This is a genomic window from Nesterenkonia sphaerica, from assembly GCF_005771565.1.
Lineage (GTDB): Bacteria > Actinomycetota > Actinomycetes > Actinomycetales > Micrococcaceae > Nesterenkonia > Nesterenkonia sphaerica.
This window is the reverse complement of record NZ_VAWA01000006.1, coordinates 126,248-147,097: the sequence shown is the minus strand read 5'-3', so window position 1 is coordinate 147,097 and position 20,850 is coordinate 126,248. Positions and strand designations below refer to the sequence as shown.

At 65.3% G+C, this 20,850-nt stretch carries 20 protein-coding genes; 12 read left to right on the top strand and 8 right to left on the bottom strand.

What is annotated here, in order from left to right; genetic code table 11:
- Positions 1 to 41 precede the first annotated feature (41 nt).
- The gene (locus FEF27_RS06615; protein WP_208009706.1) at positions 42 to 488 is read left to right on the top strand and encodes a Fur family transcriptional regulator; all 447 of its coding nucleotides are present in this window, start codon (positions 42 to 44) and stop codon (positions 486 to 488) included.
- A gap of 70 nt (positions 489 to 558) precedes the next feature.
- Positions 559 to 2,829 (top strand): catalase/peroxidase HPI, encoded by a 2,271-nt coding sequence (katG, locus tag FEF27_RS06610; protein WP_138170051.1) that lies wholly within the window; start codon positions 559 to 561, stop codon positions 2,827 to 2,829.
- A gap of 77 nt (positions 2,830 to 2,906) precedes the next feature.
- Here katG and FEF27_RS06605 read toward each other — a convergent pair whose 3' ends face one another.
- The 4 genes from FEF27_RS06605 to glyA form a co-directional block, all read right to left on the bottom strand.
- Positions 2,907 to 3,119, bottom strand: coding sequence for a hypothetical protein (locus tag FEF27_RS06605; protein ID WP_138170050.1), 213 nt, complete (start codon positions 3,117 to 3,119; stop codon positions 2,907 to 2,909).
- Between the two features lie 246 nt (positions 3,120 to 3,365).
- Complete coding sequence (locus tag FEF27_RS06600; RefSeq protein WP_138170049.1) at positions 3,366 to 4,388, bottom strand: LLM class flavin-dependent oxidoreductase; 1,023 nt, start codon at positions 4,386 to 4,388, stop codon at positions 3,366 to 3,368.
- A 28-nt stretch (positions 4,389 to 4,416) separates the two neighbouring features.
- Positions 4,417 to 5,304 carry a bifunctional methylenetetrahydrofolate dehydrogenase/methenyltetrahydrofolate cyclohydrolase gene (locus FEF27_RS06595; RefSeq protein ID WP_138170048.1) on the bottom strand — a complete coding sequence of 296 codons (888 nt, stop codon included), beginning with the start codon at positions 5,302 to 5,304 and terminating at the stop codon, positions 4,417 to 4,419.
- Between the two features lie 11 nt (positions 5,305 to 5,315).
- A complete protein-coding gene (gene glyA, locus FEF27_RS06590; RefSeq protein WP_166429937.1) occupies positions 5,316 to 6,587 on the bottom strand; it encodes a serine hydroxymethyltransferase in 1,272 nt (423 codons plus the stop codon).
- Between the two features lie 110 nt (positions 6,588 to 6,697).
- On the opposite strand from glyA, the gene FEF27_RS06585 reads away from it, so the two are divergent.
- The gene (locus tag FEF27_RS06585) at positions 6,698 to 7,951 is read left to right on the top strand and encodes a serine hydrolase (RefSeq protein ID WP_138170046.1); all 1,254 of its coding nucleotides are present in this window, start codon (positions 6,698 to 6,700) and stop codon (positions 7,949 to 7,951) included.
- A gap of 113 nt (positions 7,952 to 8,064) precedes the next feature.
- On the opposite strand, the gene FEF27_RS06580 is transcribed toward FEF27_RS06585, so the two are convergent.
- Both FEF27_RS06580 and FEF27_RS06575 read right to left on the bottom strand, forming a co-directional pair.
- Positions 8,065 to 9,864 carry an ABC transporter permease gene (locus tag FEF27_RS06580; protein ID WP_138170045.1) on the bottom strand — a complete coding sequence of 600 codons (1,800 nt, stop codon included), beginning with the start codon at positions 9,862 to 9,864 and terminating at the stop codon, positions 8,065 to 8,067.
- A complete protein-coding gene (locus FEF27_RS06575) occupies positions 9,857 to 10,864 on the bottom strand; it encodes an ABC transporter ATP-binding protein (protein ID WP_138170044.1) in 1,008 nt (335 codons plus the stop codon). The genes FEF27_RS06580 and FEF27_RS06575 overlap by 8 nt, the downstream gene beginning before the upstream one ends.
- Positions 10,865 to 11,028: 164 nt before the next feature.
- Between FEF27_RS06575 and FEF27_RS06570 the strand changes: the two genes are divergently transcribed.
- Genes FEF27_RS06570 through FEF27_RS06555 form a run of 4 tightly spaced genes read left to right on the top strand, consistent with a single transcriptional unit; the run spans position 11,029 to position 15,268 of the window.
- On the top strand, positions 11,029 to 11,817 hold the full coding sequence (locus FEF27_RS06570) for an ABC transporter ATP-binding protein (protein ID WP_138170043.1): 789 nt from the start codon (positions 11,029 to 11,031) through the stop codon (positions 11,815 to 11,817).
- Positions 11,814 to 13,097 (top strand): ABC transporter permease, encoded by a 1,284-nt coding sequence (locus FEF27_RS06565; RefSeq protein WP_138170042.1) that lies wholly within the window; start codon positions 11,814 to 11,816, stop codon positions 13,095 to 13,097. The genes FEF27_RS06570 and FEF27_RS06565 overlap by 4 nt, the downstream gene beginning before the upstream one ends.
- A 51-nt stretch (positions 13,098 to 13,148) precedes the next feature.
- Entirely contained in the window at positions 13,149 to 13,781 is a 633-nt protein-coding gene (locus FEF27_RS06560) for a DUF3784 domain-containing protein (protein ID WP_138170041.1), read from the top strand.
- An 8-nt stretch (positions 13,782 to 13,789) separates the two neighbouring features.
- A complete protein-coding gene (locus tag FEF27_RS06555; RefSeq protein WP_138170040.1) occupies positions 13,790 to 15,268 on the top strand; it encodes an MFS transporter in 1,479 nt (492 codons plus the stop codon).
- Here the strand turns inward: FEF27_RS06555 and FEF27_RS06550 are convergent.
- Positions 15,252 to 15,590, bottom strand: coding sequence for a hypothetical protein (locus tag FEF27_RS06550; RefSeq protein ID WP_138170039.1), 339 nt, complete (start codon positions 15,588 to 15,590; stop codon positions 15,252 to 15,254). The genes FEF27_RS06555 and FEF27_RS06550 overlap by 17 nt on opposite strands.
- A gap of 69 nt (positions 15,591 to 15,659) precedes the next feature.
- On the opposite strand from FEF27_RS06550, the gene FEF27_RS06545 reads away from it, so the two are divergent.
- The 4 genes from FEF27_RS06545 to menC all read left to right on the top strand — a co-directional run bounded on the left by FEF27_RS06545 (position 15,660) and on the right by menC (position 18,718).
- Complete coding sequence (locus FEF27_RS06545; protein ID WP_208009705.1) at positions 15,660 to 16,226, top strand: phage holin family protein; 567 nt, start codon at positions 15,660 to 15,662, stop codon at positions 16,224 to 16,226.
- Positions 16,227 to 16,425: 199 nt separating this feature from the next.
- On the top strand, positions 16,426 to 17,202 hold the full coding sequence (locus tag FEF27_RS06540) for an exodeoxyribonuclease III (protein WP_243729128.1): 777 nt from the start codon (positions 16,426 to 16,428) through the stop codon (positions 17,200 to 17,202).
- A gap of 118 nt (positions 17,203 to 17,320) precedes the next feature.
- Positions 17,321 to 17,599 carry an Lrp/AsnC ligand binding domain-containing protein gene (locus FEF27_RS06535; RefSeq protein WP_138170037.1) on the top strand — a complete coding sequence of 93 codons (279 nt, stop codon included), beginning with the start codon at positions 17,321 to 17,323 and terminating at the stop codon, positions 17,597 to 17,599.
- Positions 17,600 to 17,605: 6 nt separating this feature from the next.
- Entirely contained in the window at positions 17,606 to 18,718 is a 1,113-nt protein-coding gene (gene menC, locus FEF27_RS06530; RefSeq protein ID WP_138170036.1) for an o-succinylbenzoate synthase, read from the top strand.
- Positions 18,719 to 18,763: 45 nt separating this feature from the next.
- On the opposite strand, the gene FEF27_RS06525 is transcribed toward menC, so the two are convergent.
- The gene (locus tag FEF27_RS06525; protein ID WP_138170035.1) at positions 18,764 to 19,597 is read right to left on the bottom strand and encodes a hypothetical protein; all 834 of its coding nucleotides are present in this window, start codon (positions 19,595 to 19,597) and stop codon (positions 18,764 to 18,766) included.
- Positions 19,598 to 19,800: 203 nt separating this feature from the next.
- Here FEF27_RS06525 and trpS point away from each other — a divergent pair, with 203 nt between their 5' ends.
- Positions 19,801 to 20,850, top strand: coding sequence for a tryptophan--tRNA ligase (gene trpS / locus FEF27_RS06520; RefSeq protein WP_279526786.1), 1,050 nt, complete (start codon positions 19,801 to 19,803; stop codon positions 20,848 to 20,850).

Genomic DNA, 20,850 nt, shown 5'->3' with positions numbered 1-20,850 from the left:
ACTAATTGTGAGTTATTCAGATGTAGGGCAAAATGGGCGCTATGACGACCTCGTTCGATTGGCCTCAGGCGCTCCGGGAACGTGGTCTTCGGGTCACTCGCCAGCGCCTGGCGGTGCTCGAGGCCGTGGCTGCGCATCCCCATCAGTCCGCGGAGGCCATCCACGCTGAGGTCGTGCGTACGCTGCCGGTGATCACCGTCCAGTCGATCTACACCGTGCTCAACGACCTGTCGGCTCATCAGCTGCTGCGGCGGTTCGATCCGCCTGGCTCGGCAGCTCGGTATGAGACCCGCACGGTGGACAATCATCATCACGCGGTCTGTACCGAGTGTGGACGGATCGAAGACGTGGACTGTGTGCACGGTGAGGCGCCCTGCTTGGACGCCCCGGCGTCCTTGGCCATGCAGGTCAGCGTGGCAGATGTGGTCTTCCACGGAATCTGTGACCAATGCGCAGCGGGGAGGTCGAATCACCCTGCCCCCGCCTGATCCGGCGACGTGTATGCGGTGAGCCGCCGTGGCGGCTGAAAAGTTACTGCTCAACGAAGAGAGGAATCCTATGACCGAGAACACCAACGGCTGTCCCGTCATGCACAATGACGCCTCAGCCTCTCTCCCCACCGCGCAAGCTCCCTCCGGGCCTGCGCACCCCACCCAGGGCGGCGGGAACCGCTACTGGTGGCCCCACCAGCTGAACCTCAAAGTGCTGGCGAAGAACCCCCAGGTGGCTGATCCGTTCGGGCAGGAGGATTACAACTACGCTGAAGAGTTCCTCACCCTGAACCTGGATGAGGTGAAACAGGACATTGCCGAGACGCTGACCACCTCCCAGGACTGGTGGCCCGCCGACTTTGGCCACTACGGGCCGCTGATCATCCGTATGGCCTGGCACTCGGCAGGCACCTACCGCGCCGTCGACGGCCGTGGTGGTGGCGGCACCGGCCAGCAGCGCTTCGCCCCGCTGAACTCCTGGCCGGACAACGTCGGGCTGGACAAGGCGCGGCGGGTGCTGTGGCCGGTCAAGAAGAAGTACGGCCGGCGGCTCTCCTGGGCCGACTTGATGATTCTGGCCGGCAACGTGGCCCTGGAGTCCATGGGGCTGAAGACTTTCGGTTTCGCCGGCGGTCGGGCTGACGTCTGGGAGCCCGAGGACGATGTCTACTGGGGCGCTGAGGAGGAATGGCTCGGCAGCGAGAAGCGGTTCGCCGAGGGTGACGAACGTGACCTGCAGAAGCCCCTCGGCGCGACTCACCTGGGCCTGATCTACGTCAACCCGGAGGGACCGGAGGGTGAACCTGATCCAGTGCGGGCTGCCCATGACATCCGGGTGACCTTTGCGCGGATGGGAATGGACGACGAGGAGACCGTCGCGCTCATTGCCGGCGGACACACGTTCGGCAAGGCCCACGGTGCCAACACCGATGACCACTTAGGGCCCGACCCCGAGGGTGCTGACCTCGACCGCCAGGGTCTGGGCTGGGAGAACTCCAACGGCTCAGGCAAGGGCGATGACCAGATCACCTCTGGTCTCGAGGTCACCTGGACCTACCACCCGACCCGCTGGGACAACGAGTTCTTCGAGATCCTCTATGACTACGAGTGGGAGGTCTACAAGGGGCCCGGCGGTGCCTGGCAGTGGCGGCCCACCAACGGCGGAGGGGCTGGCCTGGTGCCGGAGGCCCACAGCGACGGCACGCGGGAGCCGCGGATGCTCACCACGGACCTCTCCCTGCGTGAGGATCCCGAGTATGACAAGATCTCCCGCCGCTTCCTCCAGGATCCGGAACAGTTCCGCGAGGCGTTCGCGCGCGCGTGGTTCAAGCTGACCCACCGCGATATGGGCCCCAAGGCACGCTACCTGGGCCCAGAGGTCCCTGACGAGGACCTCATCTGGCAGGATCCGCTGCCGACGGTGGACCACGAGCTCATCGACGCCTCCGATGCCGCTGACCTGAAGCGGCAGATCCTGGACTCCGGGCTGTCGGTCAGCGAGTTGGTCTCCACGGCCTGGGCTTCGGCGTCCACCTTCCGTCATGGGGACAAGCGCGGCGGCGCCAACGGCGCTCGAATCCGCCTGGCGCCGCAGAAGGATTGGGAGGTCAACAACCCCGCCCAATTGGCAAAAGTGCTCGAGGCCCTGGAGTCGGTGCAGCAGAAGTACAACTCCAGCGTCTCCGGCTCCGGCAAGCAAGTCTCGCTGGCCGACGTGATCGTGCTGGCCGGCAATGCTGCGGTGGAGAAGGCCGCTGCTGATGCTGGCGTGACGATCGAGGTGCCGTTCAATCCGGGGCGCGTCGACGCCTCCCCGGAGCAGACCGACGAGGACTCCTTCGCCTACTTGGAGCCGGTCACCGACGGGTTCCGCAACTATGTGGGCCCGGACAGCTCCTTGCCTGCTGAACACGCGCTGGTGGACAAAGCCAACCTCCTCTCACTCTCCGCACCGGAGATGACCGTGCTGGTCGGAGGCCTGCGGGTGCTCGGGGCGAACTGGGATCAGTCCGATTACGGAGTCTTCACTGATCGGGTCGGGGTGCTGAGCAATGACTTTTTCGTCAACCTGCTCGATCTCGGCAAGACGTGGAAGGCCCTGGACTCAGACCGGAAGACCTTCGAGGCCACCTACGACTCCACCGGCGAGGTCTTCGGCCGCGGAACCCGAGTGGACCTGGTTTTCGGTTCGAACTCCGAGCTGCGCGCTGTCGCTGAGGTCTACGCCTCCGATGATGCGCAGGAGAAGTTCGTCAAGGACTTCGTCCGGGCGTGGGCGCGAGTCACTGAGCTGGACCGCTTCGACCTGCGGCAGCCGGCAGGGAAAACCGCCGCGTAATACGGTCGCTCATTAAATGCGAAGGCCCCTGCGGGAGAAACTCCCGCAGGGGCCTTTCTGCGACTAGAAGTCAGGAATCAGAGGTCGCCCTCTTCATCTTCCTCTTCCATGCCGTCATCCTCGAGGCCATCATCTTCCTCTTCCAGGCCCTCGTCGCCGTTCTCTTCGACACCGGGATCTTCGGTGTCTTCGGCTGCTCCGTCGTCGCAGGCGGAGACGCCCACGAGAGCCAGGGATCCGATGCCGAGGATCGCGGCAATTGAACGAAGCTTGTTATCGGTGGTAGCCATTAGCTTGTTACCTCCGTACATGAACTGCATCGCTTGGATGCTGGGCGGGCTTTCCGCCTTGCACCCGGTATGCCGTTGCTGCATCCCTGGGTGAACTGACTCCATCTTGACCACATCCCCCCGCCTAACGGAAGCCGAAACAGGGGGTTCTGGGAGAACTATGGGCAGACTCTTAGGAAGCGTCCAGGTAACGTGCACCAGGCGCCGCTTTCGCCAAGGCTCTGTCCAGCTGGCACCTCCGCAACGTCACCGCCACTGCAGGGGCGCGGCGACGTGCTCCAGGATGTTGGCCAGCAGCTGCGCGTTGTAGTCGACACCGAGCTGGTTCGGCACCGTCACCAGGAGGGTGTCGGCCTCCCGGATGGCCTCATCTGTGGCCAGCTGTTCGACCAGGACGTCAGGTTCGGCGGTGTAGCTGCGCCCAAAGACGGCGCGGGTCTTCTCATCGATATGCCCAAAGGTGTCTCTGCTCTCACGCTGGCCCAGGAAATAGGCGCGGTCCTGATCGGACACGAGGGGAATGATGGAACGGCTGACAGACACTCGCGGTGCGAATCCATGGTCCTGGCGGGCCCACTCCTGTCTGAACGCACGGATCTGTTTCGCCTGCTGAATGTGCAGCGGTTCACCTGATTCGTCGTCCTTCAGGGTGGAGCTCATCAGGTGCATCCCGTGCTGGGCGGCCCACACGGCGGTGGCGTTGGAGCCTGCGCCCCACCAGATGCGCTGGCGCAGGCCCGCAGAGGACGGTTCCAGGCGCAGCAGCCCCGGAGGGTTGGGGAACATCGGGCGCGGGTTCGGTTCGGCGAAGCCTTCGCCCTCGAGCATTCCGAGGGCCACTTCGGCGTGCCGGCGGCCCATGTCGGCGTCAGACTCACCCTCGGCGGGGTGGTAGCCGAAGTACCGGTACCCCTCGATCACCTGTTCCGGGGACCCGCGGGAGATGCCCAGCTGGAGGCGTGACCCGGAAATCAGGTCAGCAGCCCCGGCGTCCTCGGCGAAGTAGCCCGGGTTCTCGTAGCGCATATCGATGACCCCGGTGCCGATCTCAATGCGGGAGGTCCGCGCCCCCACCGCAGCCAGCAGCGGAAACGGGCTGGCGAGCTGCCGGGCGAAGTGGTGAACCCGGAAGTAGGCGCCGTCGAGCCCCAGCTCTTCAGCCGCCACCGCTAAGTCGATGCTCTGCAGCAGGGCGTCCCGGGCCGACTGCGTCCGGGAGTGCGGGGAGGGGGTCCAGTGTCCGAAGGAGAGGAAGCCGATGTTCTTCACATCTGAACAAACCGTCCCCGGCGCCGGGTCATTCCGCGGCGGCGCGCCGTTCAGCGCTGAGCACCACGTTCTGCAGCAGCTCCACCCGGGTCATGGGCCCGACGCCGCCGGGGTTGGGGGAGTACCAGCTGGCTTTCGCCTCAATCCCTGGAGCGAGATCTCCGTAGATCTTCGCCTTGCCGGTCTCCGGGTCCACCTCGCGGGTGACCCCCACGTCCAGAGCGATCACGCCCTCTTTCAGATCCGCGGGGTCGATCATGTGCTTGACGCCGGCGGCTGCGATCACCACATCCGCCTCGCGCAGATGCCGCGGCAGATCTCTGGTGCCGGTGTGGCACAGCGTCACCGTGGCGTTGACTGCCCGGCGGGTCAGCAGCAGGCCGATTGGCCGTCCGATCGTCACACCGCGGCCGACCACCACCACGTGCTGGCCAGCCAGGTCGATCCCATAGTGCGCCAGCAGGTCCACACAGCCCTTAGGCGTACACGGCAGGGGAGAGGTCAGCTCTTCATTGACCCCGGCCACCAGCCGGCCCAGATTCGTCGGATGCAGGCCGTCGGCGTCCTTCTCCGGTGAGATGGCCTCCAGCACCCGCTGCTGGTCCAGGTGCTTCGGCAGCGGAAGCTGCACAATGTAGCCGGTGCAGGCCGGGTCATTGTTGAGCCGGTCCAGTTCGGCCAGCAGCTCTTCCTGGGAGACATCCTCCGGCAGGTTGACCTGGATGGACTCAATGCCGACCTGTTCGCAGTCGCGGTGCTTCCCCGCCACGTATGACTCGCTGGCGGGGTCCGATCCGACCAGCACCGTGCCCAGGCCGGGTGTGATCCCCTGGGCCCGGAGCGCGCTGACGCGATCTCTGAGGTCGGCCTTCATGGCCTTGGCAGTGGCGCGGCCGTCGAGCAGTTGTGCAGTCATAGGCGCGGGGTTCACCAATCCTCGAGGCCCTCGTACAGCGGGAAGTCGGCGGCGAGCTTCGAGACCCGGCCGCGCAGTGCGTCCAGGTCAGCACCCGGCTTGAGAGTCTCGGCGATGATGTCGCCGGTCTCGCGGAATTCCGCCGGACCGAAGCCCCGCGAAGCCAGGGCAGGGGTGCCGATCCGCAGACCGGAGGTGACCATCGGCGGGCGCGGGTCGTTCGGGATCGCGTTGCGGTTGACGGTGATGCCCACCTGGTGGAGCAGGTCCTCGGCCTGTTTGCCGTCGAGCTCGGAATTGCGCAGGTCCACCAGGATCAGGTGCACATCAGTGCCTCCGGTGAGCACAGACACACCGGCGTCAGTGACGTCGTCGGCGGTGAGCCGGTCTGCAATGATCCGCGCGCCCTCCACGGTGCGGGCCTGCCGTTGGGCGAACTCCTCGGTGGCCGCGATCTTGAACGCCACCGCTTTGGCTGCGATGACGTGCATCAGCGGGCCACCCTGCTGTCCGGGGAAGACCGCTGAGTTGATCTTCTTCTTGTGCTCCTCCGTGCAGAGGATCAGCCCGGAGCGGGGCCCGGCCAGGGTCTTGTGCACGGTGGTGGTCACCACATCGGCGTAGGGGACGGGGTTGGCGTGCAGTCCGGCCGCCACTAGGCCTGCGAAGTGGGCCATGTCCACCCACAGGATGGCACCGACCTCATCGGCGATCCGGCGGAACGCGGCGAAATCCAGCTCCCGGGGGTAGGCCGACCAGCCGACCACGATCATGTCCGGCTTCTCCGCCAGGGCCACCTCACGGACCTGGTCCATATCGATCAGTCCGGTCTCGGGGTCCACCTCATAGGCGGCGATCTCGTAGAACTTTCCGGAGTGATTCAGCTTCATTCCGTGGGTGAGGTGACCGCCGTGCGCCAGCGACAGACCCATCAGCTTGTCCCCGGGCTTGAGGAACGCCGTCATCACCGCCACATTGGCCTGGGCGCCGGCGTGGGGCTGGACATTGGCGTGCTCAGCGCCGAAGAGGGCCTTGGCGCGTTCGATCGCGAGGTTCTCGGCCACGTCGACGAACTCGCAGCCGCCGTAGTAGCGGCGCCCCGGGTAGCCCTCGGCGTACTTATTGGTCAGTACCGAACCCTGCGCTTCCAGCACCGCGCGGGGGACGAAGTTTTCGGAGGCGATCATTTCCAGCGTCCCGCGCTGACGGCCCAGCTCATCGTCAATGGCCTGAGCAATCTCCGGGTCGACCTCGGCCAGGGGAGCGGAATGAATATCAGACAAGGGGAGTCCTCCTTGGATGTGATGCGGGAACTGTGCTGCGCGCTGCCGCTGGCCAGTCTATCCCCTGCGTGCATAGCGCCGCCGGGGCGCACCAAGTAATCTCATCCATTGTGACCCGCCACTGGATATTCCGTGCCGGCGCGGCCTGTATGGCCCTGCTGCCCCTGGCCTCCTGCGCCGGGGCGGATGATCCCGTCCCCGGCGGGCCGGGCGACGTCGCCCAGGACGCGAGTGCGACCGAGACCGCGACCGTCGAGGCCGCAGCGCCCGAGGCCGATGAGCTGGGCACCCGTGAGCCGGCGTCCACCGACCCGGCCGAGCGCGGGTCCGAGCCCACCAGCACCGAGCCCACCAGCACCGAGCCCACCAGCACCGAGCCGGAGATCCCGCATGACGACGCCGCCCCGACCGCGGCTCCGGAGGACCTCACCGCCGAGCCAGCTGAAGGCTTCGAGGAGATCGCCGAGCGGCTGATAGAGCTTCCCGGCACGGTGGAGGCGCTGGTGGTGGAGGAAGGGGAGATCCTGCTGCGCTTCGGGCAGGGGGATCCGGCTCCGCTGGCTTCGGTGTCCAAGATCTACGTCTTCGCCGCACTGATGGAGGCGATCGAAGCCGGTGATGTGGAGTGGATGGATCAGCTGGAGCTCACTGACGATCTGCGAAGTCTGCCCTCGGGGACGCTGCAGGATCAGCCGGAGGGGTTCACCACCACGGTCTACGACGCGGCGCACCGAATGATCTCACTCAGCGACAACACCGGCACGGACATGCTTATGGACCGGCTCGGACGTCAGGCGGTGGAGGAGGCGGTGGCCGCGACGGGCCATCACAACCCCCAGCTGCTGCGCCCTTTCCTGAGCACACGGGAGCTCTTTCAGCTGCGCTGGGGACTGCCTGAGCTGGGTCAGAGGTGGGGTCAGCTGGACGTCGAAGAGCGCCGTGAGGTGCTGGAGGAGCTCTCCGAGGAGGAGTTGGAGATCACCTCGGACGACACCTCCCGGCACGATCGCGACGAGGCCATCGACTGGTACGCCACCGCGGAGGATGTGGCAGAGGTCACCCAGGCGTTGGCCGACTGGGCGCAGGACCAGCCGGAAGCCGCAGATATCTTCACCGCCAACCCTGGTCTGGCGGCTCCGGTGGAGGACCCATGGTGGGACAGCCTGGCCTTCAAAGGAGGCGGGCTTCCGGGAGTGGTCACCGGGAGCTGGCATGCGCAGGTCGAGCAGGGTGCTCAGCGCACGGTGGTGATGCTGCTGAACACCGATGACACCGACGGTGTCCCCGAACATCGTGAGGAGCTGTTCTCCCTGGCGCTGGACGCCCTGATCGCCGGAACCGAAACCGAACGCGAGGACGGCTGAAGCGCCCCTGACCGGGGACTGCCACGGCACAGCGTCTCCCGATGTGGGAAACTGCCGCCAAATCGGCCCCCATTTCCCACATCCCGCGACGCTGTGCGGGAGAGGGGGTGGGGTTACCTCAGGAAGAGGGCCTTCATCCGGAAGGCGGCCAGGGCTCCGCCGGCGCCGATCATCACCAGGTAGTAGCTGATGTGCACCAGGGTCAGGGCGCTGAAGTCCCAGAACGCGATATCGCGCATCAGCTCCACCCCGTGCCACAGGGGCAGGGCCTGGATCAGGGCTTGGACTCCAGCCGGGTAGACACTGATGGGGAACAGCGTGGCGGAGAACAGGAACATCGGAATCAGCACCATCATCATCCAGTCCATCTGCTGAAAGCGCTTCATGAAGCTGGTCACCGCCATGCCCACACAGGCGAATCCCAGTGCGATGAACAGGGCGGTGAACCACATCAGCACGGCGGAGATCGGCGTCACCAGGCCGGTGGCCAGCAGGACGGTCAGGAAGCCGAAGGCGTAGACGCCGCCGCGGAACAGGGCCAGGCAGATCTCACCCACGGCGACGTCCACCGGCCCCAGGGAGGTGGCCATCATGGTGTGGTAGAGCTTGGTGATCTTCAGCTTGAAGAACACGTTCCAGGTGGAGTCGAACACTGCACCGTTCATGGCGGAGACCGCCAACAGGGCAGGTGCAATGAAGGCGGCGTAGGTGATGGTGTCCTGTCCGGCCAGACCCGCCTGTTCGGCGTCGACCCCCGAAATCATCGGGGAGACGCCGAGGCCGAAGCTGGCCAGGAAAAGCACCGGTTCGAGGAAGCCGGAGAGCAGAATGAGGCCCCGGTTGTTGCGGATCGCCGCCATGCCGCGGCTGAAGACAGCCCGGATGTTGCCGGAGTAGTAGTTGGCGCCGACGCCGCGGCGGAAGGTGGCGCCTGGGGTGCTTGCACTGCGCTGGTACGCCACATTCTGCGACTCCTTGGCGTCCTGTTTGTGCTGACGGCGCTGGTCGGCCTTCAGCCCAGGGATCCGCCCCCGCCACTCCTGGTACCCCAGCCGGCGGATGAACACCCGGCGAACCGCGAGCCAGGCCAACACCACAATGCTCAGCAGATACCCGGCGTGCACTACCACCAGCCACAGCGGGGTCGGCTGGCCGAAGGCCAGGATGCGGCCCAGCTCATTGGCGTGCCACATGGGGGAGATCCAGCCGATGACCTGAAGGAACTGGGGGAGGTTGGTCAGCGGGTAGAACGTTCCGGAGAAGAGGAACAGCGGCATGATGACGAAGCGCTGAATCATGGCCGCGTGGCCCTTTTCATCCCGCAGGGTGGAGATATAGGCCATGATGGGCAGGCCCATGGCCAGGCCGCCCAGCACCGCAGAGAAGATCATCAGCATTGCAGCCGGGGAGCTCAGTGCGCCGAAGGCGAAGAGCACTGCGGTGAAGATCAGGGCGTGGATGCCGAACCGGCAGCAGACGGCCAGGATGTGCCCTGTGGCAATCTGCTGAGGCTGAAGGGTGGTCGCCTGGGCGCCGAAGTACTTGCGGCGCCACTTGAACCCCTCCATCACCGGGAAGGTGAATTCGATGCCGGCGGTCATCGCCACAGTGGAGGCGAGGATGGCCGGGGCGATGTACATCAGATAGGAATCCGCCCCGTAGGCGGAGAAGTCCGTCTCGGCTCCCACCAGCACCCCGAGTCCCAGCCCCATCGCCAGGACGTACATGATCGGCTGGAAGGTGGAGGAGAAGAGGATGACGCCGCCGTAGGCGCGCATGGCACGCAGAGTGGCCTCGGCCTGGTACAGCGCGCCGAATCGGCGCACCCGCCGGGTCAGCAGGTCTTTGTCAGCCGCCGGTGACCGGCGCCCTGCGGGCAGGGTGGTCGGCGGCGCCGTCGTCGGTTCAGTCAATGAGTGACCGCCCGGTCAGGCGCAGGAAGACATCCTCCAGCGAGGACCGGCGCACCAGCGAGGTCATGGGCTTGTGCCCGGCGGCGTGGATCTTCTCCAGTGCCGCCTCGGCCTGCTCGGCGTAGATCATCAGACGGTCCGGGAGCACCTCCACATGGCTGAACCCGACCTCTCCGGCGCCAGCATCAGTGTGGGTGAGCACCTGTTTGAGGGTCTCCGCTTGCTCGGCATTGCGATCGGTGCCGAAACGCAGTTCCAGCACCTCCCGGGTGGAGTGTTGGCGAATCAGGTTCGGCGGGGAGCCCTGGGCCATGATGGTGCCGTGGTCCACCACCACCAGGCGGTCGCAGAGCTGTTCGGCCTCATCCATGTGATGGGTGGTCAGCACCAAGGTGGTGCCGAACTCTTTGAGCCGGAACAGCCGGTCCCACAGCACGTGCCGCGCCTGTGGGTCCAGGCCCGTGGTGGGCTCATCCAGAAGCAGGACCTCGGGCTCATTGACCAGAGCCCGGGCAATGGTCAGCCGGCGCTTCATGCCGCCTGAAAGGTCCTCCACCCGGGAGTTCGCCTTCGCGCTGAGCTGGGCGAACTCCAGCAGTTCATCCGCCTTGGTCAGCAGGTACCGCCGCGGCAGGCCGAAGTAACGGCCGTACATGACGATGTTCTCCCGGACGGTGAGCTCCTCGTCCAGATTGTCCTGCTGGGGCACCACCCCAAGCCGGGCGCGCACCTCCGGGCCGTGCTGCTCCGGGTCCAGGCCTGCGACCTGCATCTGCCCAGCCGTGCGCGAGGCCACCGCTGCGATCATCCGCATGGTGGTGGACTTCCCCGCCCCATTGGGGCCGAGCAGGCCGAAGGCCTCCCCGCGGGAGACCGTGAAGCTGATCCCGTCGACCGCAGCGAAATCTCCGTACTTCTTCACTAGGTCGACGGCGCGGATGGCCGGCTCGGGCCCGCCATGGGTGGGCGCAGCAGACTCTAGGGCGGACGGGACGGGCATGACCAATACTTTACACAGTAAACTAAAGGGCTTGCTAGCAAAATAGTCCCGTGCCGGTCTCAGATGTGGGGTACCCGCTGGCGTCAGGGTGACTGCGCAATCATGCGAAGTTTCCGCTGATCAGGAAGACTGAGAGCACAGTCCATGGCAAGCGAGAGGCATCAATGAGCACACCCGTTCTTGAAACGGAGAACCTGGTCAAGGTCTATGGGCGCGGCCCGGCGCAGTTTCATGCACTAAAGGGCCTGACTTTCGGAATCCACCGGGGGGAATCGGTAGCAATAGTCGGGAAGTCAGGATCGGGCAAGTCCACGCTGATGCACCTGCTGGCCCTGCTGGACGAGCCCACTTCAGGAGTGGTGGCGCTCGACGGGCGTCCGGTCAGCAAGCTCAAGCCCAAGGTGGTCTCTGCGCTGCGGAACGAAACATTCGGGTTCGTCTTCCAGCAGTTCTTCCTCAACCCCCATCAGACGGTCCTGGAGAATGTGACTCTGCCGCTGAAGATTGCCGGGGTCCCCCGGGCAGAGCGGGACAGGCGGGGGATGGGCGCCTTGGAGCAGCTGGAAATGGCGGATAAGGCGAAAAACCGGGCCACCGACCTCTCCGGCGGACAGAAGCAGCGGGCGTGCATCGCCCGGGCGCTGATCAACAACCCCGATGTGGTCTTCGCCGACGAGCCCACCGGCAACCTGGACAGCGCTACCAGCGAGACCGTGGAGGACATCCTGCTCAACCTCCAGCGCGAGCACGGGATCACCCTGGTGGTGGTCACCCATGACGAGGACCTGGCCGGGAAGTGCCAACGCCGCCTGATCATGCAGGACGGGCAGATTGTCGACGAGCATACCGGCGTGCTGCCCGCCGGTGCCGGTAGACAGCGGCGCGCCGCGCCCCATGGGGCATCGCGGCCGCGGCGCCGCATCCTCCCGTTCGGCAGAGGAGCGCGCCGATGAAATCCGTGGACCTGACACGTTCAGCGCTGAGCAACACACTCCGATCCAAACTGCGTACCGCGCTGACGGTGGTGGCGATCGTCATCGGAGCCTTCACTCTGACGCTCACCTCAGGTCTGGGCGCCGGAATCAACCAGACGGTGGACCGGGTCTTCGGCGGTTTCGGTGTCGAGGACACCATTTACGTGGTGCCGCAGATGGAGGCCGGCGCGCAGGAGCAGGACGGACCGCCCGAATACGACCCGGAAGCAGGCGCCGAGGTGGACTCCGGCTTCCGGACAGGCATGCTCTCCGCGACAGATGTGGAGACCATCCAAGAGCTGGATCACGTGGCCGGGGTCGACACAGAGGTCGCCGCGCAGCTGGAATACGTTCAGACCACCGGGGGAAATCAATACCAGGCACAGTTCGAATATGCGCTCAACGACGTGCTGGCTGAATATGCCGCAGGAGGGGCACCGGATCGCAGCAGCATGGAGGCCACCGTCCCTGAGGACTGGTTGGAGATCTTCGGAGCTGCGGACCCGGAGGCGGTGCTGGGGGAGACGCTGATCGTCGCGGCCCCTAACGCAGTAGGCCAGATCACCGAGGTGGAGGCCGAAGTGGTCGGGGTCACCCAGGGCACCCTGGCAGGGGTGGGCTTCTCACCGATTCCCTCGGTGGCGCTGGCGGAGGAGGTGGCCGCCGTCAACGCCGACGGGTACGAGGGCCAGCTCCCGGAGTCCTACATCATGGCGGCAGCGGAGATTGAGAACCTCGCAGAGAACGAGGACACCGTGAAGGCGGCGCTGGCCGAAGAGGGGCTCTGGGGCCTGACCGTAGAGGACCAGATCGCCATGTTCGAAGCGGTCATTGACGCCATCACGTGGATACTGTCCGGTTTTGCGCTGATCGCCCTGCTGGCAGCCAGCTTCGGGATCGTCAATACGCTGCTGATGAGCGTCCAGGAGCGGACCCGGGAGATCGGGCTGATGAAAGCGCTGGGCATGTCCCGTGCGAAGGTCTTCACCTTGTTCTCCATGGAGGCTGTGCTCATCGGAGTGATGGGCTCAGTCGCCGGTATCGGACTGGGGCTCATCGCCGGATTCGTCACCAACGGTCTGCTCACTGCCGACGACGGCCCGCTGGGCGGATTTGCCGAGCTGAGCCTGTTCGGCCTCGACCCCTTGGCGATCGGCGGCATCTTCCTGCTCATCCTGATCATCGCGTTCCTGGCCGGCACCCTGCCGGCGGCGCGTGCGGCAAAGAAAGATCCCATTGAGGCGCTGCGGTATGAATAGGCAGAATCGAAGGATACGCACCACAGACACGTCACAGCACAAGGAGGAACAATGAGTAACCCACCGCATGAGGATCGCTCCCAGGACCCACAGTGGGGGCTCCCTGACCAGAGTGCCGCTTCCGGGGCGGGTCGCCCACCCGAGCCCGGCCCCAGTTCCTCCAGGTACGGCACTGAGCCTTATGACCCCCAGGCTTACGGCAGACCCGTCCCAGAGCCGGAGAAGTTCCGCAAGCTGAAACGGTTCACACTGCTCTCGCTTGCGGTGTACCTGATCAACCAGTTGGTGAGCTTCATCATGATGAACACTGCCACTTTCCGGGAGCAGATGATCAGCGACTTCCAGCAGCAGCTCACCGCCGCCGGTCAAACCGTGGATCGCAGCGACATTGAGGGCTACCTGTCGATGGTCCTCGGGGTGACCGTGGTCTTCGCACTGATCGGGCTCGGGATCTATCTCATGGTCTATTACGGGCTCCGGGCGGCGAAGAGCTGGGCCAGAATCGTCGGAATCATCTTCGCCGTCCTCGGGGCATTCTTCGGGATCTTCGGGTTCGTCCTGGGCGGACCCACAGACTTTGCCACGGTGGTGGTCACGCTGATCTGGATCGGCGTGAACGTCTACTGGCTGGTGCTCGCCTTCAATCCCGACGTCGCCCGCTACCTCCGGGAGGTCAAACGCTGAGCCGTTCAGTGCGCGACCGGCACCGCCCGGGAGCGGCTCCGAGCGCCCGCGTCCTCACCGCGCTGCTGCTGCCCCTCTTCGCCTCGCTGATGAGCATCTCCTCGGTGATGGTCGCCCTGCCCGCGATCGAGGAAGGCCTCGGCGCCACCGCCGCCGACCTCCAATGGGTGCTCTCCGGCTATGCGTTGGCCTTCGGAGTGGGTCTGGTCCCAGCTGGCCGGGCCGGCGACCTCTGGGGCCGCAGGCGATTCTTCCTCCTGGGCACCGCTGTGTTCGCTGCCGCCTCCCTGGCCGCGGCCTTCTCGCCGAGCCCACTGATGCTCAACGCGATGCGCATCGTGGCAGGCCTGGGGGCGGCGATGCTGGTGCCGCAGATCATCGGTATCATCCAGCGGATGTTCACCGGCCAGGCGCGGGGCCGCGCCTACGGCCTGATGAGCACCGTGATCGGCGTCGCGGTCGCCGTGGGGCCACTACTGGCCGGGGTGCTGATTGACAGTGCCTCCGCCGAGGCCGGGTGGCGCCTGGTGTTCCTGCTCAATGTGCCGGTCACTGCGGTGGCGCTGATTGCGGCCTTCTGCTGGCTGCCGAAATTCCAGGACGGCGACTCCGCACGCTCCCGCAGGGCCGGTGTTCAGCGCGGGCTCGGAAAGCTCGACCCGCTGGGGGCTGTGCTGCTGTCGGTGGCCATTGTGTGTGTGATGCTGCCGGTGATCCAGTACCAGAACCTCACCGGTGCCGCAGTAGCGGTGGCGGGCCTGGCTCTGCTGGGGCTCTGGTTCTGGTGGGAGAAACGCCTGGGGGAGCGCGACGCCGAGGCGCCAATGGTGAACATTGCGCTGTTCACTCTGCCCAGCTACACCTGGAACTCCGCGGTCCTCATCCTCTACTTCGCCGGGATGCCGGGCATCTGGGCGGTGGTGGCCATCTACGTGCAGCAGGGGTTGGGGCTCAGCGCGCTGACCGCCGGGCTGGTGATGCTGCCCAGCGCGGGCATGGTCATTCTGCTCGCTGCCCAGGTCGGGCGCCGGGTGGAACGGATGGGTGCGCGGATGCTGGTCTTGGGCAGCATCGCGGCGGTGGTCTCGATGCTGGTCCTCGCCGCAGCCGCGCTGCTGGAGACCACACCGTGGGCCTCAGTCGGCTGGGTCGCCGTGGCGCTCGGGGTCAACGGGCTCTCTCAGGCGCTGATCATCCCCAGCGCCCAGACGCTGTCCATGCAGGACGTGCCCGAACCGATGGCCGGCGCGGCCGGGGGAGTGGCGCAGAGCGCCCAGCGGGTGGTGACCGCTATCGGCCTCGCCGTGGTCACCGCAGTCTATTTCGGGGTGCTGTCAGGCTTCGACCACCAGTCGGCACTGCTGGTGGTGGCCCTGCTGGTCGCCGGGATCATGGTCTTCTCGGTGGTCGCCGCGGTGGGTGCTGCCCGGCGCGCCGCCACGCAGCGTCAGCGGCAGCGCAGCACGCCGGTCACCGCAGACGAGTGACCTCGCGCAGATCCTTACCGGTGACGTACTGAGGCCTGCCGGCAAATATCTCCGCACGCTCCGCGGAGTCCTCCCACGCCTGCTCGGCCGCGGCGAACTCCGCTGAGCTGCCCAACCGCGAGACGAACCACGTCAGCTGGGACTTGTCATTGTCCAACCACACCGACTCAATGGTGAACCCACGGCCCTCACGAGCCGGAAACACCTCTTTGCTGAGGAACTGCACAAACTCCTCCGCCAGTGCCGGGTCCAGAGTGTAGCGGCGCATCCATGTGGTGCGCTCGGCAGTATCAGCAGTCATCGTCTCCGGCAGTTCAGTCACAGTGAGCTCCTCAGTTCGGCGGTCCGGGCCTTTCGATCTTATGCCTGCAGTCTGGAACAATAAGCTGCTGTGAGCAATTCTCTTCCCTCCCCTCAACGAGCGCACGAAGCCTTGCGCAATGCCGGCCGCCGGGGCACCAGCATCGTCTTCGCGGTCATGATCACTGTGCTGTTGGTGGCCCTGATCTTCGCTGCCAACGAAAACCAGATCATCGGGTGGATCCTGGTGGTGATCGCCGGGGGCTGGCTGCTGCTGGCCACCATCGTGGTGCTGGCCTTCTCCCGCAGCGCCAAGAAGTTCGGGCAGGCGGTGGACTCCGCCCGAGCGGATGTGGCCGCCATCCGGTCCCCCAGCTCAGGGGGGACCACTGTGATTGACGAGGACACGCACACCCGTCACCTGAAGCTGGACCACTCCTTCAAGATCGTCCAGGTCCAAACCCGGGTCATCCAGCAGGAGCTGGGCAAAGGTGCGGAGACCGACACGGAGATGGTTGATCGCGCGCTGGAAACGTTGGAGATCACGGCCCATAACGGCCGGGATATGCTCGCTGAGCACGTGGGCCGCCGCAAGAGGAAACCTGGCAATGACGACGACGCCGACGGCGAGACGATCGAGGGCGACGTCGTCCGCTGATCCCGTCTTTCAGAGCCCTGTTGAGATAACCGGGCGCTGCAGCGCAGGGTCAGCCCAACAACCCCCTGAACATCGCAAAGGAGCACCAGTGGGCGAAGCCGCTGATTTCCCGCACCGCATTGTCGATCCCAAGCAGACCGGGGCGACCCGGATCGCCTCAGTCAACGTCAACGGCATCCGTGCCGCCGCCCGGAAGGGGATGGGGCAGTGGCTGGCCTCCCGGGATGTCGACATTTTGGCGCTGCAGGAGGTCCGGGCTGCCCCGGAGATCCTCAGCCCGCTGGTCACCGGCTTCGCTGAGCAGGCCGGTGCCCAGGACCCGGAGACCCACTGGCACGTCCACGACCATGAGGCAGCCGATAAGGGCCGCGCCGGGGTGGCGATCCTCTCCCGCACGGCACCGGTGGCCACCCGCACCGGACTCGGCGACGGACGCCCAGAGGACGACGGCCGCTGGATCGAGGCTGACTATGAGCTCGGCGACGGCAGCGTCCTCACCGTGGTCAGCGTCTACGTGCACTCCGGGGAGGTCGGAACCCTCCGCCAGGAGCACAAGATGCGCTTCCTGGCCGATATGCGTGAGTACCTCCCGCAACTGGCAGACCGTGCTGACCACGTGCTGGTGCTGGGGGACCTCAACGTGGGCCACACCGAGCTCGACATCAAGAACTGGAAGGGCAATGTGAAGAACTCCGGGTTCCTCCCGGAGGAGCGGGCATACTTCGACGAGTTCTTCGGCGAGGCCGGGTACGTGGACGTCGCTCGATCGCTCGCCGGAGAAGTCCCCGGCCCCTACACCTGGTGGTCCTACCGCGGGAAGGCGTTCGACAATGACACCGGGTGGCGCATCGACTACCACATGGCGACTCCCCAGCTGGCGGCCCAGGCGGCCAATCCTCGGGTGGACCGAGCCGCAGACTACTCCCTGCGCTGGTCCGACCACGCCCCGCTGGTGGTGGATTACCAGCTTCCCTGAGCCCCCACCGGCTGGCCAGGACCGAGGACCGCGCCGGGCCGAACCCGCAAGCTGACCGCGGCTCTCGGCCGGTGGCTTAGAGTGGGGACCGGGCACCCACCACGCGAAGGAGCGCACATTGATCACTGCCATCACGCTGTTGAAGACCGATCCGCACAAGATCCCCGAGACTGCTCAGGAGATCGCCGCGATCGACGAGGTCGATGCGGTGTACTCGGTCACCGGAGCCTGGGACCTGGTGGCGGTGGTGAAGACTCCGAACTTCGAGGATTTGAGCGAACTGGTCCCGGGAAAGATCTCCAAAGCTGGCGCCATCATCAGCAGCGAAACCATGGTCGCCTTCCGCACCTTCTCCCAGCGGGACTTGGAAGCCGGATTCGCCCTCGGGGGTGACTGACTCACCATGAACCTGACCTCCGTCACCGTGCGCCGGCTGACCATTGAGATGCTCACCCCCTTCACCACCAGCTTCGGCACCCAGACCCACCGGGACCTGCTGATTGTGGAAGCCCACGACGACGCCGGCACCGTCGGATATGGCGAATGCGTCGCCGGTGCCGAACCCACCTATTCGGAGGAGGCCACCAGCACATGTGCGGTCGCGCTGGCTGAATATGTGCTTCCGCGGCTGCAGCAGGCCGATCTGCAGCATCCCCGCGACGTCAGTACGCTGCTGCATCCCATCAAGCGGAACAATATGGCCAAAGCGGCCCTGGAGGGCGCGGTGTGGGACCTCTGGGCCAAACAGCAGGACATCCCGCTGGCGCAGGCGCTGGGGGGCACCAAAGAACGGATCGAGGTGGGGCTGAGCATCGGCATCAAACCCACCGACGCGGAGCTCATAGAGGCTGTCGGCGACGCCGTGGATGCCGGATACCGGCGCATTAAGATCAAGATCGCACCCGGGCGGGACCTGGAGATGATGCGTGCGGTCCGCCGGGAATTCCCCGATCAGATGATCATGGTCGACGCCAATTCGGCCTACAGTCTGCAGGACGCTGAGCTGTTCACCGCACTCGACGAGCTGGACCTGATGATGATCGAACAGCCGCTGGCGCACGACGACATTGTCGACCACCGGCACCTGCAGGCCCAGCTCCGCACGCCGATCTGCCTGGATGAGTCAATCCATTCGGTCGACGACGCCCGGAAGGCTCTGGAGCTGCGCTCCGGCAGGATCATCAACATCAAGATCGGCCGTCTCGGAGGTCTCGCCGAGTCGCTGAAGGTCGAACAGCTCTGCCGGGAGTCCGGAGTCGACACCTGGTGCGGCGGCATGCTGGAAACGGGGATCGGACGGGCGCACAATGTCGCCATCGCCTCCCTGGCGGGCTTCACGCTGCCCGGCGACACGGCGCCCTCAGCGCGCTACTGGTCCGAAGACCTGATCTCCCCCGAGGTGACCATGCACGACGGCCAGATCCAGGTGCCCACCGGGCCGGGCCTGGGCTACGAGGTGAAGACCAGCATGCTCGAAGCGCTGACGAACCACGAGTTCACGGTCGCGCTCCGCTGAGAATAGGCCGGCTGAGAATAGGCCCGCTGAGCGGCGGGCGCGGACTCAGAACACGATGTGGCGCATCATCAGATCCTGAAGCTCCCGTTCGGTCATGAGTTCGTCCGTGGGCGGAGTTTCAGGCTCCGGGGCTTCATTCCAGTTCGAATAGCGCTCGGTGACGTGGATGTCGTCGTCATAGAAGCTCAGCTCGACGAAATAGGGATTCTCCGAGTCCGCCACGACCACCAATTCCGCCTCGTCTTCGCCGTCGTAGACCCACACGGAGGTGTCTCCACGTTCGTCCAGCTCGCCGTCGCTGGCGAACTGCTCAGCCAAGCTGGGGCCGTCGTCGAATCCGTGCTCCGCGAGCAGGTAGCTCAGCTCCAGATCCTGCATCTCGGAGTCTGGGACGTCCTCAATGATCAACCACCGGCCACCAGCATCGGCTCGGAACCCCTCGGCATCGATGAATGAGTTGATGTCCTCCCCCTCAGCCTCGGCACCGAGCTCCATGAGGTCAAGGAACGAGGCCACCGGCATATAGGCGGTCGCCTCCGGGCGGATGAACAGCATGTCCCACTCAACATCGAGCACATGGACCTGCATGAAGATCTGGTCCCCACCGCCGGTGAAATGCATCAGGACTTCCTGCTCGTCAGGGTCGGCATCCACATTGTCAAGCATGGGATCTGCGGCGAACGCGGCCTCCCAGTCTCCGTCAGTGCGGACGGTGAAGGACTCGGCCTCCTCCACTGACTCCAGGATGGTGTCTGCGATCTTCTCCAGCGGAGGCGGTTGTTCCTCCCCGCAGCTGGTGAGGACTAGGGTCCCTGCCGCAACGAGACTCAGCGCCGCAGACTGGCCGGCCCTCTGAACGGTGACATAGGTCGATGACATTGATACTCCTGCTGCAGCGGTCCCGGTACCTCAAAAAGTGTTAGTCTGCGAAATTTTAGCTTAAATTCAGCTCGTGTTCAGGAAAGGCATTATTTGAATACAGCCGGCAACTTTGGCGGCGTTCCTCCGGGCCATAGAATGACCGCAGACTCGCTCCGACGTGAATAGGACAAAGGACCCCGCCAGTGACTGACGACTCCACCGTGCCCCCTGACCAGACGCGGAACCCATTCACCGCCCCCGAGCCGGGCGCGCGCGTGCTCTCCGGCATGCAGCCCTCAGGGGAGTCGTTGCACCTAGGGAACTACGTGGGCGCCCTGGTCAACTGGGTGAAGACCCAGGAGCAGTATGAGGCGTTCTTCTTCATCCCGGACCTGCATGGGATTACGGTGCCGCATGACCCGCAGGCGCTGCGCGAACGGACCCGCAATACGGCAGCGCAGTTCATCGCAGGGGGCATCGACCCCGACCGGTCAACCCTGTTCGTCCAGTCGCATGTGCCGGAGCACGCGCAGTTGGCCTGGGTGCTGACCTGCATGACCGGGATGGGGGAGGCGGCGCGGATGACGCAGTTCAAGGACAAGTCCGCAAAACAGGGCGCCGAGGCCTCGTCCGTGGGGCTGCTGAGCTATCCCATGCTGATGGCCGCTGACATTCTGCTCTATCAGCCGCATGGGGTGCCGGTCGGTGACGACCAGAAGCAGCATGTGGAGCTCACCCGCAACCTCGCACAACGCTTCAATTACCGCTTCGGCGAGACGTTCCGGGTGCCTGAGCCCTTCATCCCGGAGGTCGGAGCCAGAATCTATGACCTGCAGGAACCGACGGCGAAGATGTCCAAATCGGCGTCGTCGCCCAATGGCCTGATCAACATCAACGACTCCGACACGAAGATCGCGAAGAAGATCAAGTCCGCCGTCACCGACGACGGCACTGAGATCCGGTTCGACCGCGAGCAGAAGCCGGGAGTCTCCAATCTGCTGAGCATCTACTCCGCCGTCACCGGAAAAAGCATCCCCGAACTTGTCGCGGAGTATCAGGGCAAGATGTACGGTCACCTCAAGGTGGATCTCGCCGAAGTGGTGGTCGCCCGCATCGGACCGGTCCGGGATCGCACCCTCGAGCTCTTGGACGATCCCGGCGAGCTGGACCGGCTGCTGGCCAAAGGCGCAGCGAAGGCGCGTCACACTGCCGCGACGACTCTGGCCGAGGTCTACGACAAAGTCGGATTCCTTCCCGCGGCACCGGTCTGA